Genomic DNA, 18,195 nt, shown 5'->3' with positions numbered 1-18,195 from the left:
TTATTAGAGAAGCGCAGAGCGCTTAACCCGATGAGGGTGTTAGGGTTTTAGGCGAAGCCTGTTGAAGTTATACTAGTATTTTCTGATTGCAATACAGTGCGGCTACGCCATGCAAAATGATTATAATACTACACTTTAGGAAATATGTTCATGACATGCCATATATTACTCCTTGAAGCCTTCCATTTAGGTGTTATACACTTATATTAACAAAATATTAACATTTAAAACAAAGGAGGAAATATGGTGAACAGTTACAAAAGATTAATATCCAGGCTTTTAGTGGCTTTTTTTATTGTTACAGTGATTCCAACACAAGCATTTGCAGAGACACTAAATGGTAAACAAGCCTATGTAGAGCCTGAATTTAAGGAAACAGAAGTTAAAACTAAAAATCCCCCTAATATAGTTAAAGAGGTGGAAGAAAAAAGAGAAGAGAACATAAAACACTTTTTGCTTGAAGACAATACATATGAAGCAGTAATATACAAAGAGCCGGTTCACTACAAGGAAAACGGCAAGTGGCAGGATATAGACAATACTTTAGTGGAAGCTAAAGATGACCAGGGCAACAGTATATTAGAAAATAAGAAAAATGACTTTAAGGTTAAAATAGCTAAAAAGTCTAACTCAGAAAAGTTGATAAGCATAAACAAAGATAAATATGAAATATCTTGGAAAGTAAACAAAATCAAGAAAAATTATGAACCAACAAATACTTCTGAAACTACTGAGAAGACAGTGGAGGAAGAAAAAGCTGAAGACACAGAAACTACTAATACAGAAGAATCTACCATTGAAGCTTCAAGTAATGAAAATAGCATTGAAACCTCTAGTAACGAAAAAGAAGAAGCAAAAGCAGCAGAAAGTAATAGTACAAATGAAGAGTGTCTTATTGCAGAAGTTGAAGGTAAGGTAGTACCTTCAAATATAGAAGAGAATAATTCATTACTAGGTCTAGCTAAAAGTCAAGACAATGACGAAGATAAAAAGATTTTAAAAAATATAAATTCAAAAATTAAATACGAAAACATAGAGAATAAAGTAAATCTAGAGTACAATATCACATCAAAAAAAGTTAAAGAATCTATAGTTTTAAATGAGAAAGTAGATAATCCAAACTTCCAATTTACCTTAAAAGCTAAAAACTTAATTGCAAAATTAAATAAAGATAAAAGCATAAGTTTTTACGACAATGTAGAAAATTCAAAGCTTATATACACTATGGAAGCTCCTTTTATGTATGACAGTAAAGGAGAAATAAGTAAAGACATAGAAGTAACTTTAGAAGAAAAGGGAAATAACTACGTATTAAACATACTGCCAAATAAAGAATGGCTGGATAGTGGAGATAGAGCTTATCCTATAGTTATTGATCCAACAGTAGAAACTTCTCAAAACATTAATAGTATACATGATAGCTATGTAGCAGAGGGAGTTCCAAATTCAAATTATGGAGGAGTAGAATTTCTACAGGTTGGTAATGGGTCAATTACAAGCAGAAATAGATCATTTATTTCTTTTGATTTACCTGCAATTAAACCAACAAGTGTGATAACCCATGCTTACTTAAGTTTATGGCTAAATCAATCAAATTCAACTCCAACACAAATAGATGTTCATAAGGTACTAGCCCCATGGAATTCCAGTACTATAACTTGGAATAATCAACCGGGGTTTAACACTAAGGTAGAGGATTATAAAATAGTAAGCGGAGCAGCCGAAAATGTATTTCAATGGGATATCACATCTATTGCAAAAGAATGGACATCCACAGGAACAAACAATGGACTTATGGTAAAAAATCATGATGAAGCTAGTGGATACAATCAGTTTATATCTTCAGACTCGGAGAGTGGGCTTGCCAGTGGAAGACCAACAGCCACTATATATTACACTGATAGTACAGGACTTGAAAACTATTGGACATACCATTCTCAAAATATAGGAAGAGCCGGCACAGGCTATGTTAACGATTACAATGGTAATTTAGTATTTATCCATAATGACCTATCTATGAATGGAAATAGAATGCCTACATCTTTAAACCATGTATTTAACAGCAATAATAGAAACATAAGCATAGGATATGGTAATGGATGGAGGTTAAATCTAAGTCAAAAGCTAACGCCAGTCTCAGGAACTGAAAAATATCTCTATGTAGATGAAGATGGAACAGAGCATTACTTAGTATATAATTCAGCTGAAAGTAAATACAAAGATGAGAGTGGTATAGATATTACTATGACCATAAATTCATCTAGTGTATATGAAAGATATAAAATACAGGACAAGAAGGACAACCTACTTTTATTTACATCTGGTGGTTATCTTTATAAAATCCAAGATAATAACGGTAATACTGAAACCCTTAATTATGATGGAACAGTTTTAAAATATATAACAGATGGAGCTGGTAGAGTTACCACACTAGATATTAATGCAAGTGGATATCTTCTAGGAATAATTGATCCAAGCAATAGAAGAACAAGCTTTTACTATGATGGAATAAACCTTACAAGAATAACTTATCCAGATGGAAAATATAGCACATATACATACGATTCTAACAATAACTTAACCTGTGCTACAAACTATGATAATTATAAAATACAATATGTTTACTATAGCGTAGCTCCCTATCGTGTAAGACAAATAGTAGAAACTAATAAAGATGGTACTCCAGGACAAGGAATCAATGTTAAATACGGATATAACAATACCACATATAATGACTTTAGAGGAAAGAAGGAAATATATCAATTTGATAACTCTGGAAGAAGTGTATCTATAAGAGATGATGAGGGAAATGCTCTTTATTATGATTATAATACAAAGAGTAATACTGGAAAAGATCTAGATAATAAACTATCCTTTGAATCTAAACTTCAAAAATCTATAATGAATTACTTAAAAAATCATAATACAGAAATAGCAGCTAATTGGACAGCAGTTAATGATGGAAACACTAATGGTTCATCAACCTATGATACTGCCATTAAATACCTAGGAAGTCAGTCCTTAAAAACAGTAAAAAATGATAATATAAAAAGACGTTTCCATAAACAGCAGGTAACCTTAACTAAAGGAAATACCTATACTCTATCAGCCTATATAAAAACAGATAATGTATCTAATGATAACAAAAAGGGTGCAGCAGCTTTTATAACTTATCAAGATGAAAGTGGAAATACCCAAACAGTATATTCTGATTACGTTTCAGGAACTAATGATTGGGAAAGGCAGGAAGTGACTTTTACCCTTCCAGCTAACGCAGCATCAGATACTATTGAAGCAAATGTAGGTATTGTAGAGGAAAGTGGTACAGCATACTTTGATGCTATTCAGTTAGAAGACGGACCTTTAGCTAACCGCTATAATATGCTAGAAAACCCTAATTTTATATATGGTGAACCAATACCAGAGTTTTGGAGTAAAAATGCACATATAGATTCTACTGATACAATAGTTACTTCAACGGATTCTATGTATCCTTCAAGCTTAGATAAAAGCAAAAAAGTATTTAAAATCAATGGAAGTGCATCAAAAACTAAAAATATATACCAAAAGATAAATCAATCAGGCAGTGAGGGAGATGTATACGTTGTATCAGGCTGGGCAAAGGGAGATTCTACACAGTTAGGTGGAAACAGACAGTTTGCCTTGGATGTAGGTATAGAGAAATTAGATGGAACCTATGAGTGGAAAGTAGTTCCTTTCAATGAAGACTCAACGGAGTGGCAGTATACATCAGCAAAAATAATTACAGGAGCAGCATACAAGAGTATAACTTTCTATGCCTTATATTACGAAAATGAAAATACGGCATACTTTGATGGTCTTCAGCTTTATAAAGAAGAATTTGGAGAGAGCTATCAATATGATGATAAGGGAAATTTAATATCAACTCAGGATTTAGCAAATAAAAAATCCCAGTTTGAGTACTCTGACAACAATGATATTAACAAAATGGTAAATATAAATGGGGGCTACTTTACTTACAAGCATGATACAAAACATAATTTAACAGAAGCAACTTCAGCTGAAAATGTAAAATACACTTTTAGCTATGATCAATACGGAAACCCTAAGACTTCCAAAATAGGAGATACAAATGGACTAACTATACCATCTACTGCAGAATACACAGCAGATGGAAATTACCTAAAGTCAGTAGAAGATTCCTCCGGAAACAAGGTAACTTATAATTATGATACAACTAAAGGAAACTTAGATGGAGTTACAGATGCAAAGGAAAATTCTATATTTTATTCCTATGACTCCATGGATAGACTAAAACAAGTACAAGCTATATCCTCAGAGGGAAAACTTGAAGTATTTCCTCTTGAAGGAAGCGCAACAGGAACAAAGGGTACAAGTCCATCTATAAATAATGCAATATTTGAAGAGGATGAGAATGGAAATCAGGTACTTAAAGCAGTGGATAATAATAAGCTTGTATACTCTCTAGGGTTAGGGTTAAATTCAGGAACTATGGCAACTTGGATAAAACCAGACACTAGTGCAACTACAAGATATGTACTTGATTCTCAGCTAAGCAGTAATGCTTCTATGTTAAGCATTTATCTAGATACAAGTAATAAATTAAACTTGGCAGTAAGAAATACTGATGGAACCTGGAGGACAATTATAACCTCTACAGATACTGTTACAAATATTGCATGGAACTATGCAGCCTTTAACTGGAGCAAAGATGCTAATAATATACTTACCTTTAATTTATATTTAAATGACAAAGTATACACAGTAACTAATATAGACGCAGCAACTATAAAAGATTTTACAGGAGCTACAACTTCACTTGGTATGCACAACTCAGGACTCTACTCAATAAACGGGTTAATGGATCAGTTTATATACTCTAAGGAAGCTTTAGCTAAAGCAGATATAGATGTTATTCGTAGTGCTGGAAGAGGAAACTATCTTGGGTTAAATACCATAAAAAATAGTTACACCTATGAAAATGATAAAATAAAGACAGTAAGTCACAATGGATTTAGCTATACTTTCAACTATGACGGAGCAGATAATAATACTGGAGTTAATGTAGGAAGCCAAAATTTAATCACTAATGTATTTCAAGATAGGACAAAGCTACTTTTAAGCTCTACCTACGGTAATGGACACAAAGTGTCTTATAAATACGACACTGAGGATAGAATAAGTTCTAAACTAATTAATGGAGAAGAAAAATTTAAATATTCTTATGATGCCAGCGGCAACTTAGGAATCCTTGAAGACTTAATAAACGGAGTAAACTATAGGTACATCTACGATGCCTCTGAGAGACTTTCAAAGGTAAAAGATTCTAAAGGAAACATAATAAACTATAGCTATGACAAGGGAAATAATTTAAGCACTTTCCAAGAAAAAGTAAATGGAATAGGATATATGACTTCCTATGACTATGACAAAGATAATAGACCTACAAATATTTACTACAATAATCCATTGAATAATAATGGAAATATGGAGTATTTCCCACTAAACAACAGCACCATAGGTTCAAAAGGAACAAAACCCTATAGTGAAACAGGTTCCAGCTTTACAAAAGATCTAGCAGTAGCTGCAGAACAAAAGGGAAAAAATGTTTTAACAACAGCTGAAAACACTAAAATACTATATGATTTAGGAATAAAAAAAGATGAAGGAACCCTAGGAGTATGGTTTAACACCAAAGGTGGTACAACAAATAGATATATACTAGCATCAGAAGGGAATGGAAGCTTACTAAGTCTTTATTTAGACAGTAACAACAAGCTTAACCTAGCTGTAAGAGATAGTGCCGGAGGCTGGCTAACTTTAATAACATCTACAGAAGCTGTAACAGCAAATACATGGAACTACGGAGCCTTCACCTGGAGTGTATCAGGAACCACCTTAAATGCAAAACTATATCTAAATGATAAGGTTTATTCAGGAAACACTACAAGCTTTAAAGACTTTACAGGAGCAAAAACAGCAGTTGGAGGAACTGTATCAGGCAGTAATCAACTAAATGGACAGCTAGAGGGACTAAGCAGATATAATACAGTATTGTCTTCTGAAGAAATAAATAGCATATATACAAATGGAAGAGGGAACTGGGTAGGTTATAAATATGATAACTTAGGAAGACTAACTGATAGATCACTAAATACAGGATTAAGTGACTTTATAACAAAATATACCTTTGAAGCAGGAGCTGCTGCAAACACCACTACAACAAAAGTAAGTGAAATAGATAATAATGGAAGGAAGATATCTTACAGCTATGATGCTAATGGTAATATTAAAACAATCACCGAAGGTGGTAAGGTAATAACTTATTACTATGATGAACTAAATCAGCTTACAAGAGAAGATAATGAAATATTAAATAAAACTATAACTTATTCCTATGATGCCGGAGGAAATATTCTAAATAAAACAGAATATCTATACACCACAGGAACTTTGGGAACACCGACTTCAACAATATCCTACGGATATGGGGACTCTAACTGGAAAGATAAGCTTACAAACTTTAATGGAAAGGATATAACCTATGACGCCATAGGCAATCCTCTAACTTATGATGGCTACACCTTTATCTGGGAACAAGGAAGACAACTAGCAGATATAAAAGGAAATAGTAAAGATATAAGCTTTAAGTATAATGTTGATGGCATAAGAACTGAAAAAACAATAAATGGAGTAACAACAAAGTATCACCTTGTTGGAGATAAGGTAACCTTTGAGGATAATGGTGCTGATAAGATTTATTACACATATGATGATGACAGTAATCTTGTAAGTATGAACTTAAATGGCACAGAATACTACTACATTAGAAATGCTCAAGGTGATATAATTGGACTATATGACAAGAATGGTACACAGGTTGTAAGTTATACCTATGATTCTTGGGGAAAATTAGTATCTATAGATGGTACTATGAAAGATAGTGTAGGAGTTAAGAATCCGTATAGATATAGAGGGTATAGGTATGATACCGAGACTGGGTTGTATTATCTACAAAGCAGGTACTATAATCCTGAGTGGGGTAGGTTCATAAATGCTGATGGCATTATTGGCCAAACAGGTGAGCTACTTGGGCATAATTTATTTATATATTGTAAAAATAATGTAGTTAACGGCAAAGATCCTTCAGGTTTTAGGATGGTGTTTGCAGATGATGAAACACAAAGGCTATATGATGATTGGGTGTGGGTACAGCATCAAGCTCAGATACAAACTAAAACTACACATTCAAGTATAATACCTAATGGTAACCAAACTAAAAGTATAGCTAAAAGTGCTTTAGTTACTGGGATTGAAGGAGGAGTTAGTTCAACTTTATCTAAGATTCCTGATGCAATACCATTTATAGCAAATAGAGCAGGAAGAAGGTCAGGACAGTATCTTACAATACCGATAAAAGGAGCGTCAACTGCAAGAGTAATAGGAAATATTGAGAAAGTTGGAGCGATTGGTATAGCTTTAACAGGGCTATCAGTTTGGGATAATTGGCATAGTGATTATAGCAAGTCGGAAGCTTTCGGAAGAAGTGCCATTGATGCTGGAATTTCAATAGCGGTAATTGCAATCGGTTGGTCTAATCCAGTTGGATGGGCAATTTTTGCAGGGCTAGCATTAGGTACTGTAGGTGAAGTTACGAAAAACTATATTTGGAAGAAAGAATAAATGAGAAGTCTAATTTAGAACATATGGAATTAATAAAAATGAGGCAGGTGATTGGATATTATGGAAAAGAAGAATGTTGTAGCTATAATAGTTGTATTTGTATTATTAACAATAATTAAAATTATTGGAGTAGAAAATATACCATTCAATATGATAATAATTATATTAACTATATGTGTTATAGGGATGATTCTGAGTGCTTTTAAGTTTAAAGGCATAAAAAAAGAAAAACAGCTTTTATTATTTATGACATTATTGATAGTATTGCTTATTGGAACATTAATGGCAGCTGTATATATAGAAAATAATTATCCACAAATTTCAAATCAATATAGACCTGTATTTATAACTATAATGGCAATTTTATTTTTATGTTTGTTAATAGCCGTATTGGCAAATGTTATGTACAAACACAATAATAGATTTAAGAAATAGATAATATATTTTATACATGCATGATATTAACCATGTTACTATAATTAGAATGGAGAGAGTGATTAAAGAGAGATTTCTTGATCAGTTGATACAATTATTAATCAATATGAAAAAATGTAGAATGTTCAGATGACTTTAAGGAAGCAAGTGGAATTCTTTCAGTCACCCGCTAAAGTGTGCAGTACCTCACGAAGAATATAAAAACATGTTGGTATGCCTATAAGTAAAATATAAAGGGTCTATCTCAAAACAAAATTTTGATTTTGGGATAGACCCTTGTTTTACTAGCATCAGAAGGAAATGGAAGCTTACTAAGTCTTTATTTAGACAGTAACAGCAAGCTTAACTTGGCTGTAAGAGATAACGCCGGAGGCTGGCTAACTTTAATAACATCTACAGAAGCTGTAACAGCAAATACATGGAACTACGGGGCCTTCACTTGGAGCGTGTCAGGAACAACTTTAAATGCAAAACTATATCTAAATGATAAGGTTTATTCAGGAAACACTACAAGCTTTAAAGACTTTACAGGAGCAAAAACAGCAGTTGGAGGAACTGTATCAGGCAGTAATCAACTAAATGGACAGCTAGAGGGACTAAGCAGATATAATACAGTATTGTCTTCTGAAGAAATAAATAGCATATATACAAATGGAAGAGGGAACTGGGTAGGTTATAAATATGATAACTTAGGAAGACTAACTGATAGATCACTAAATACAGGATTAAGTGACTTTATAACAAAATATACCTTTGAAGCAGGAGCTGCTGCAAACACCACTACAACAAAAGTAAGTGAAATAGATAATAATGGAAGGAAGATATCTTACAGCTATGATGCCAATGGTAATATTAAAACAATCACCGAAGGTGGTAAGGTAATAACTTATTACTATGATGAACTAAATCAACTTACAAGAGAAGATAATCAGGTATTAAATAAAACTATAACTTATTCCTATGATGCTGGAGGAAATATTCTAAATAAAACAGAATATCCATATACAACAGGAACTTTAGGAATAGCAACATCTACCATAAGCTATGGATATATAGATTCTAACTGGAAAGATAAGCTTACAAACTTTAATGGAAAGGACATAACCTATGATGCCATAGGTAATCCTCTAACCTATGATGGCTACACCTTTATCTGGGAACAAGGAAGACAACTAGCAGATATAAAAGGAAATAGTAAAGATATAAGCTTTAAGTATAATGTTGATGGCATAAGAACTGAAAAAACAATAAATGGAGTAACAACAAAGTATCACCTTGTTGGAGATAAGGTAACCTTTGAGGATAATGGTACTGATAAGATTTACTATACCTATGATGATGACAGTAATCTTGCAAGTATGAATCTAAATGGAACTGAATACTACTATGTAAGAAACGCTCAAGGTGATATTATTGGACTTTTTGACAAAACTGGAGCTCAGGTAGTAAGCTATACTTATGATTCTTGGGGAAAATTAGTATCTATAGATGGTACTATGAAAGATAGTGTAGGATTTAAGAATCCGTATAGATATAGAGGATATAGGTATGATACAGAGACTGGGCTGTACTATCTACAAAGTAGGTATTATAACCCAGAGTGGGGTAGGTTTATTAATGCTGATGAAATAGCAGCGGTAACAGGTGAGCTATTATCTGCTAATATGTTCGCATATTGTAAGAACAATGCTGTAAATATGAAAGATTCGGATGGGTTTAGACCAGTTTCAATGTACGAAGATGATGACATTGACTTAGAAGGATATTATGAGAAAGCAAGAGACAGAGAACGAGCAAAAAATCCAATGAGACCATCTGATTCGAAGAAGCGAGAAAAACGAGAAATTGATAATGCATTTGGCAAAAGAGGTTCAAAAGAGCGAGAGCAGAAATCAGAAGAATTGCATAAAAACAAGAAAAGAAACGGTGATAGAAATTATAACAATAAAAAATATGGCGACTTGGTTGATGGTAATTATGATAAAATCAGTATAGGTGTTAAAGGAAAGATTGGTCTTGTTGGAGCGGGTACTGTGATAATAATTGGAACTATAATTGAGGATATAGCTACTGGTGGTGTTGGAATTATAGATGATGGAGTAACAATTACAGGTGGAGCAGGATTAATCATAAAAGCATTCTGATATAGAAGTGGAGGTATTGATAATTGAATTTTGAAGAGAATTTTGATATGGGTGAAATTAGTTATGTTAATGGAGAGTATGAAAAAGCAATAATTTATTTTGAAGAATGTCTTAAAATAAATAAATCTTACGATTGCTTAAACTATATAGGATGTTGTTATTTGGGGCTTAACGATTATAATACTGCTATTAAAATATTTAATTCCATAATTGTAGACTGTTCTAATTCAGATAGGCCAGTATTTAATTTAGGAAGAGCTTATTTAAAACTAGGACAATTAGATAATGCCTTAATGAATTTTAAAAAAGCAATTTCAATAAATCCTAATAGTGAAGATGGTTATTATTACTTAGGAGTATATTATCATCAAATTGGAGATTTAGAAAATGCTAAGATGTATTATAAAAAATCACTAGAAATAGATGATGAGCAATCAGAGACTTATTTTAATTTAGGTATATGCTGTTTCAAATTAAAATTATTTAATGAGGCATTAGACGCATTTAGACATGCATACAAGTATGATAATGAGTGTATAGATGCGATACAAAATAAAGCCTTAGTATATGTTGATATGGGAAACTATGAAAAGGCATTAAAAGAACTTTATACATTTAATAAATTTCAGCCAGACGATATTGATAATATAATAGATATTGCTCATTGTTATTATAAGATGCATGACTTTGAAAATTCATGTATTTGGGATAAGAAGGCATTAGCAATAGACCCGCAAAATGAATTTGCAAATAGGCTTTCCAGGATTTTAAGTACAAAGTTGAAAAGTAAGTAAAAATGGTAATAAATAAAAGTAACAACATAGCTTATGTAAACATGAGTAATTCTAGACGAGAAAATTAATAGCAAGCGGAATCCTTTCAGTCTTCCACTAAGGTACCAGGTTCCACTCGGAAAATGTATAAATATGAGAACATGTCATAAATAGATTATAAGGTTCATAGTAATATGTACATCACGTGTTGCTATGAACTTTTTTATACGTTAATGTAGATATCCCCAAAAAGGTGATGGACATCACCACCCGTAGGAGATAAGTTTAAAGTATTTTATACTTAAGTAATATTGTTTAAGGAAAGGCAAAGTATGTAAGCTTTGAAGATTTTTATAGAATAACAATAGCCGTAGGCTACAGTACACTCTTAACAATCTATAAACTAAAATTACTACCACAAAAGCAAGTAAAATGGATGCTGATGGAAGTAGAATGTCTCACACCTATGATGGATACACTTTCACTTAGCAGCAAGGAATACAATTATTAGGTATAAAGGGAAATGGTAAAGATATAAGCTTTAAGTATAATGTTGATGTCATAAAAACTGAAAAAACAGTAAATGGAGTAACAACAAAGTATCATATTGTAGGAGATAAGGTAACATTTGAAGAAAATGGTACTGATAAGATTTACTATACCTATGATGATGACAGTAATCTTGTAAGTATGAACTTAAATGGAACTGAATACTACTACATTAGAAATGCTCAAGGTGATATAATTGGACTATATGACAAAACTAGAGCTCAGGTAGTAAGCTATACTTATGATTCTTGGGGTAAGCTTATATCCAGTGATGGAAGTTTAAAAGATAGTGTAGGGATTAAGAATCCGTATAGATATCGTGGTTACCGTTATGATAACGAAACAGGTTTATATTATTTGCAAAGTTGTTACTATAGTCCAAGCGGGAGAGCAGTGAAAGATAGAGACCTTACAAATCATGGTGATCCTAAAAGGCATCCCAAAGTTACACATGAGCATGATTGGGATTGGTCAGTTGATCCACCTAAAAGAGGATCGGCATATTCAGTACCTTTGAATAATATAGGTAAAGGTGTTGCAGTAGTTGGAGGAGGTTACTATTATAGAGGAGGTTTAAATAGATGATAGGTGTTACTTTTAAACTGAAAAATGAATATAGCAACTTCCTATTTAAAATATTTGATAAAGTTGGCATTGATAATTTTATATGGTATATAGCTGATAATGAAATTATCTATAAAGATAAAAATAATAATCTAAAGAAATCTATTTTTAATCAAGATACAATGCATGGAACAGATTTTTTGAAATATATTGAAATTGAAAAGTATTATTTGGTATATGCGGATATAAAAGCATTTAATAATAGAATGCAAGTAAGAAATATTGATACTTATGATGACTTTGTAAACAATGACTGCCAGATTGCTTTATTTTGCACTGATACAGTTGATGTAGAATTATATTGTAAAAGTAAAATAGTACTTGACAAGGTCATTAAAAATTGTATAAAATTTGGATTTGATGAATTGCAAATATTAACAAAAGAAAATAATAATAGAATAAAGTTTAGTGTATAAAAATTACACCCCTAGGGTGCTGCCACTCCAATTCCTAAAGAAATTTTCAATATATTATTTAATAAGAGATTGGTTTATGGTAATATTAATATTTGAGAGAAAAATGAGAGAGATTTAAAAATACAAGAGATATTCAAATTTCAGTGAGAAAGAGGAGAAATAAGTGGCAGATTTTATAAAAGAAATAGAGAAAAGAAGAACTTTTGCTATAATATCTCATCCAGATGCAGGTAAAACTACACTTACAGAAAAACTTTTGTTATACGGAGGAGCTATAAGAGAAGCTGGTTCTGTTAAAGCTAGAAGAGCTTCAAAACATGCTGTTTCTGACTGGATGGAAATAGAAAAGCAAAGAGGAATTTCAGTTACTTCATCAGTTTTACAGTTTAATTATGATAATCACTGTATAAATATATTGGACACTCCAGGACATGAGGACTTTAGTGAAGATACATATAGAACGTTAATGGCAGCAGATAGTGCTGTTATGGTAATAGATGGAGCAAAGGGAGTAGAGGCTCAAACAAGAAAGTTGTTCCAGGTATGTAGCTTAAGAGAGATACCTATATTTACATTCATAAACAAAATGGATAGAGAAACAAGAGATCCATTTGAGCTATTAGAGGACATAGAAAATGAACTTGGAATAAAATCTTATCCTATGAATTGGCCTATTGGTTGTGGATCTGATTTTAGAGGAGTTTATGATAGAGAAAAAAAACATATACTTATCTTCGATGGTGGTAATCACGGACAAAGTGCTGTAAGTATAATAGAAAGTGATTTACAAGATGACAAAGTAAAAGATTTAGTCGGAGAAGAGTTATATGAAAAGCTATTAGAAGATCTAGAACTCTTAGATGAAGCTGGCGAAGAATTTGATTTAGAAAAAATAAAAAATGGAGAACTTACTCCAGTGTTTTTTGGTAGTGCGTTAACTAATTTTGGAGTTCAACCTTTTTTAGAGAAGTTTATAAAGTTGACATCAGCGCCACTAGGAAGAAAATCAGATATTGGAAAAATAGATGTATTTAGTGAGGACTTTTCAGCCTTTATATTCAAGATTCAGGCAAATATGAATAAAGCTCATAGAGATAGAATTGCTTTCATGAGAATTTGTTCAGGTAAGTTTTCAAAGGGTATGGAAGTTTATCATGTTCAACAAGGGAAAAAGATTAAACTTACACAACCACAACAATTCTTAGCAGAAGAGAGAGAAATAGTAGATGAAGCTTATGCTGGAGATATAATAGGAGTATTTGACCCGGGTATATTTGGAATAGGAGATACATTATGTCCAGCATCAAATAAATTTAAATTTGAAGGAATTCCTACATTTGCACCGGAACACTTTGCAAGAGTAAGGACTGTGGATACCATGAAGAGAAAACAGTTCATAAAGGGAATTACTCAAATAGCTCAGGAAGGAGCTATACAAGTATTTAAAGAGCTTCACATAGGAATAGAGGAAATTATTGTTGGTGTAGTGGGAGTTCTTCAGTTTGAAGTTTTAGAGTACAGATTAAAAAATGAATACAATGTAGATATAAAGATAGAAAGACTTCCATTTAAAAACGTTAGATGGATCGAGAAGTCAGAAATAAAACCGGAAAGACTAAATATAACTAGTGATACAAAAGTTGTTAAGGATTTAAAGGATAAAGATCTATTAATATTCTCTAACGATTGGGGAATAAATTGGGCGCTAGAGCATAACAGTGGACTTGTATTGTCTGATATAAGTAAAAGTGACGAATAATAAGTTTTATTAATTATTAAAGACTATGTTTATAAATGTTGTTGTAATATCAACGTTTATTTTAAACATAGTCTTTAATTTTTATAGAGTTTCTATTTTAATTTAAATAGATTTTCTTTTACTATACAAAGCATCTATTATAAAAATTATAGCTGCTATAATGATCAAGGTATTTATAAGGCTGTTGCCTATTCTAAATATTAAGGCTACTAACCAAATCAGAAGAACAAGTCCACCGAGCCACCTAAGAACAGTCATTGTTTACCCTCCAATTTTTACATTATAGATTACTTTAATAGTATTAGCATAATAAAAATAAATATAAGACTATGTTTTAAGAGATTGTTGATCTCGTATAATATCGAAAATAATTCTAATTATAATGAACTCAACAATCTTTAAAATAATCTTAACGGACTAATGGAAAGTTTTAAATGAATGTAAAGATCAACATTCATTTAAAACAGAGCAAAATATAAATAATTAACTCTATATATTGTATCGATACAGTTGCAATAAAATTGAAATTTTCTATAATAAAGTAGTAAAGAAAAAGTAATTAGGGGGAAATAAGATGGAACATAAACAAAAAAAATTAGAGACAAATTCAATAAAAATAAGTACCTATACTATGATACAAGTAGGGCTAATGGCGGCTATAGTTTTTGTAGCTACTTCTGTATTTCATATACCATCATTTATGGGGGTAGTGCATTTAGGAGATAGTATGATTTTCTTAGCAGCAATATTATTGGGAAAGAAAAAGGCTGCGGCAGCATCTGCCATAGGTATGTCATTATTTGATTTGTTAAATGGATATACAGCATGGGCTCCATTCACTTTTGTAATAAAAGGTCTTATGGGATTAATTGCGGGAATTATAGCATATAGAAAAGGCTATAATGGAAAAAATATTGTTAATAACATATTTGCATTTGTAATAGCTGGATTATTTATGATAGCTGCATATTATTTCAGTGGAGTAATAATGGCAAGATTTATAGTTTCTAAGGCTTTAACAATTAACGAAGCATTTATATTAGCAATAAAAGATATACCAGGAAATATAGCTCAAGTTGTTGCTGGAATAATTATAGCTTTACCTTTAAGCATAAGTTTAAATAAAACTGTAAGAAAATAATATATCTTTGCATATAGTGTTTCTCTAGAAGGTTTATATACAAAAATTTATTTATATAATATTTAGTAAATAAAGTAATAATTAACTGTTGTTATATATAAATATTTATATAGGGAGGATTTTTATTGCTTTTATAGAATACTATAGGGTAATATATTAGGTGGATTATAGTATTTCATAGTATTGTGTAAACTAAATTCTAGGAGAAAGTGAAACTGTATGAGCAAAGATAATGCTGATTTAATAAATCAATATAAAGAAGAATATCTAAAATTAAAGGATGAATTTGAAACTTATCAGAACTTTGCAGAGAGCACTATACAAATACTAACTGAAAAAAATATTAAGTTAGAAAAGAAATTAGATGCTATAACCAATATTGTTGAGATAAGCAAGTATATAAATTCATATCTTAGTGATGAAAATTTAATACCAATGATTAACGATATGATAATCGGCATTTTAGGAGCAACCTACTCTTCAATTTATCTTATGGAAGAAGAGAGGTTGGTTATAAAGGCATCTAATCTGCAAAATTATAGTTGCGATCTTTCCCACAAAGAGTTTTATAAAGATTTATTAAATGGTAAGCCTTTTATATTAAATTCAAAGGAACCTCTGTTTGACAAAAGCTTTTATAAAAATGATATACATTCTTTAATAGGTGTACCAATATATTTGAGAGAAAGATTTATAGGATATATAATAGTTGAACATGGGCTGAATAACTTTTTTGTACATGAGCATATAAAGTTTATTTCTACTATAGCTAACCAAATCGCTATAGCTCTAGAAAATAATGCACTGTATAATCAAATTAGAGAAAATGCCATTAGAGATCCGCTACTTTCAATATACAATAGAAAGTATTTCTATGATATAGTTGAAAAAAGATTATCTGAAGAACCTGAAAAGGGATTTTCAATAGTAATGGTTGATTTAGATAATTTCAAAAAGGCTAATGATGTATATGGTCATCAATATGGAGATGAAGTCTTAAAACAAACGGTTAAGATAATCGAAAATAATATAGATGGAAATGATATGTTAGCAAGATATGGCGGAGAGGAAATTGTAATTTTTATAGAAAATTTAGAAAATACCATAGATGTATACAATAAAATTAATAACATACGGTTAAAAATAAGTGAAAATATTATAAGTTACGGAGACATAAAAGGAAAAGTTACTGCCAGCTTTGGAATAAGCCATTATCCTAATGATGGAGATAACTTAAATGAAGTTATTAGCGTAGCTGATTCAAGATTGTATGTAGCTAAAAAAGTAGGGAAAAATAAGGTCATAGACCATTAGAAAGACGATGGATAATAATTCATCGTCCTTTTTTAACAATAGTATATTTTTATTGTACTTTATTTAAGATAAATTCATAAAATATATAAGAACTATAAAATTGGGGTTAGAGGCTATGAATAAAAGAAAATTATTAAGTCTTCTTAAAAGTAATGAAGGAACTAAATTAGATTTTAAATTACAATTAGATTTAAGTGTTGAAACTGGGAAAAAAGAACTTGCAAAAGATATATGTGCTATTGCAAATTCTAGAGGTGGAAGAGGATACCTTATTATTGGTGTTGAAGATAAAACAAAAAAGGTAGTTGGAGTAGAAAAGGACTTCTTAACAGAAGAGCAAATACAACAAATCATAAGTTCTAGATGTGAACCACCTATACCTGTGAGTCTTGAATATATAAAATACGAAGACAAGGATTTAGCAGTTATAACTATCTTTCAAGGTAATCAAAAGCCTTATCAATCTAGAGAAAATGGGGCCTTTTACATAAGAAGAGGATCTACAACAGACACTATGAGAAAAGAAGAGTTAATAACAGCGTTTCAAGAAAATATGAATTTAAATATAGAACTTTCCCCTGTTGTAAAAAGCAATATAGAAAGCTTTGACATAAGTATAGTGGATAAGTATTTCAAGCAACATGGTATAGAAGCCAATAATGAAAATAGAATTACTCTTATGGAAAATACAAGAATAATACACTTAGATGAAGAATCAAAAGAGTACTACGGAACATTAGGGGGATTATTGGTATTTTCAAAGACAAATTATATATATGCTCCTAATAACATGATTAGAATTATTAATAATATAGATAAAAATTTTGATAAGGTAACTATAATACAAGGGGATTTGTTAAGTATGATAGAGGATAGTGAAAGAGTACTTTCACAAATTCTTCCTAAAAATTATCCTCTATTTGCTGTGTATGAAGGAATAAAAAATGCGGTTCTATATAGAGATTACACAATTATAAATAGAGAAATAGAGATAGTCATTGGATATAACAGCATAAGTGTTATAAGTCCAGGAGTTTTATTGAGGGATACTAGAGAAAATAATGGAACATCACATAACTATATTAAAAGAAATATGTGGATATATGAAAAACTAATAACTTTAGATGATAGTAAGATATTTACTCAATCTAGAAGAGGATTTTCTAGAATGAAAAAGGCTTTTAGAAGATATGGAGAAGTTCTATTTATAAATTCTTTAAAGGAAAATAGTTTTAAAGTAATATATCCAGGAGTTAATAGCCTTAAACAAAAGTTTTTTGAATAATGGTGTTGTAATATTGAAAGAATATTTAGAATATTATATAATTGTATAAATATATAAAATAAAAGGAGT

11 protein-coding genes and 1 pseudogene are annotated in these 18,195 nt (G+C 31.0%); 11 read left to right on the top strand and 1 reads right to left on the bottom strand.

What is annotated here, in order from left to right; translation table 11 throughout:
* Positions 1-246 precede the first annotated feature (246 nt).
* From ACWW38_RS05870 to ACWW38_RS05835, 8 genes and pseudogenes are all read left to right on the top strand, one after another.
* On the top strand, positions 247-7,686 hold the full coding sequence (locus ACWW38_RS05870) for a DNRLRE domain-containing protein (protein WP_456259868.1): 7,440 nt from the start codon (positions 247-249) through the stop codon (positions 7,684-7,686).
* A 60-nt stretch (positions 7,687-7,746) separates the two neighbouring features.
* Complete coding sequence (locus ACWW38_RS05865) at positions 7,747-8,121, top strand: hypothetical protein (protein WP_456259867.1); 375 nt, start codon at positions 7,747-7,749, stop codon at positions 8,119-8,121.
* A 308-nt stretch (positions 8,122-8,429) separates the two neighbouring features.
* Positions 8,430-8,747: pseudogene (locus ACWW38_RS05860) on the top strand (LamG-like jellyroll fold domain-containing protein); the annotation flags it as partial.
* A gap of 732 nt (positions 8,748-9,479) precedes the next feature.
* The gene (locus ACWW38_RS05855; RefSeq protein WP_456260426.1) at positions 9,480-10,265 is read left to right on the top strand and encodes an RHS repeat-associated core domain-containing protein; all 786 of its coding nucleotides are present in this window, start codon (positions 9,480-9,482) and stop codon (positions 10,263-10,265) included.
* A 23-nt stretch (positions 10,266-10,288) separates the two neighbouring features.
* Positions 10,289-11,059 (top strand): tetratricopeptide repeat protein, encoded by a 771-nt coding sequence (locus tag ACWW38_RS05850; RefSeq protein ID WP_456259866.1) that lies wholly within the window; start codon positions 10,289-10,291, stop codon positions 11,057-11,059.
* A 669-nt stretch (positions 11,060-11,728) separates the two neighbouring features.
* Positions 11,729-12,172, top strand: coding sequence for a hypothetical protein (locus tag ACWW38_RS05845; RefSeq protein ID WP_456259865.1), 444 nt, complete (start codon positions 11,729-11,731; stop codon positions 12,170-12,172).
* Positions 12,169-12,627, top strand: coding sequence for a DUF2691 family protein (locus tag ACWW38_RS05840; RefSeq protein WP_456259864.1), 459 nt, complete (start codon positions 12,169-12,171; stop codon positions 12,625-12,627). Before ACWW38_RS05845 ends, ACWW38_RS05840 begins: the two co-directional genes overlap by 4 nt.
* A gap of 163 nt (positions 12,628-12,790) precedes the next feature.
* Positions 12,791-14,386, top strand: coding sequence for a peptide chain release factor 3 (locus tag ACWW38_RS05835; protein WP_456259863.1), 1,596 nt, complete (start codon positions 12,791-12,793; stop codon positions 14,384-14,386).
* Positions 14,387-14,488: 102 nt separating this feature from the next.
* Here ACWW38_RS05835 and ACWW38_RS05830 read toward each other — a convergent pair whose 3' ends face one another.
* Positions 14,489-14,644 (bottom strand): hypothetical protein, encoded by a 156-nt coding sequence (locus ACWW38_RS05830; protein ID WP_456259862.1) that lies wholly within the window; start codon positions 14,642-14,644, stop codon positions 14,489-14,491.
* 316 nt (positions 14,645-14,960) lie between these two features.
* On the opposite strand from ACWW38_RS05830, the gene ACWW38_RS05825 reads away from it, so the two are divergent.
* From ACWW38_RS05825 to ACWW38_RS05815, 3 genes are all read left to right on the top strand, one after another.
* Positions 14,961-15,527, top strand: coding sequence for an ECF transporter S component (locus tag ACWW38_RS05825; protein ID WP_456259861.1), 567 nt, complete (start codon positions 14,961-14,963; stop codon positions 15,525-15,527).
* A gap of 219 nt (positions 15,528-15,746) precedes the next feature.
* Positions 15,747-16,841, top strand: coding sequence for a diguanylate cyclase (locus ACWW38_RS05820; RefSeq protein ID WP_456259860.1), 1,095 nt, complete (start codon positions 15,747-15,749; stop codon positions 16,839-16,841).
* 115 nt (positions 16,842-16,956) lie between these two features.
* Positions 16,957-18,126, top strand: coding sequence for an AlbA family DNA-binding domain-containing protein (locus ACWW38_RS05815; RefSeq protein ID WP_456259859.1), 1,170 nt, complete (start codon positions 16,957-16,959; stop codon positions 18,124-18,126).
* Positions 18,127-18,195: the final 69 nt, after the last annotated feature.

The sequence above is a fragment of the Clostridium sp. JNZ J1-5 genome, from assembly GCF_053901425.1.
Note: the sequence above shows the minus strand (reverse complement) of the source record. Positions and strands in the feature narration are given on the sequence as shown.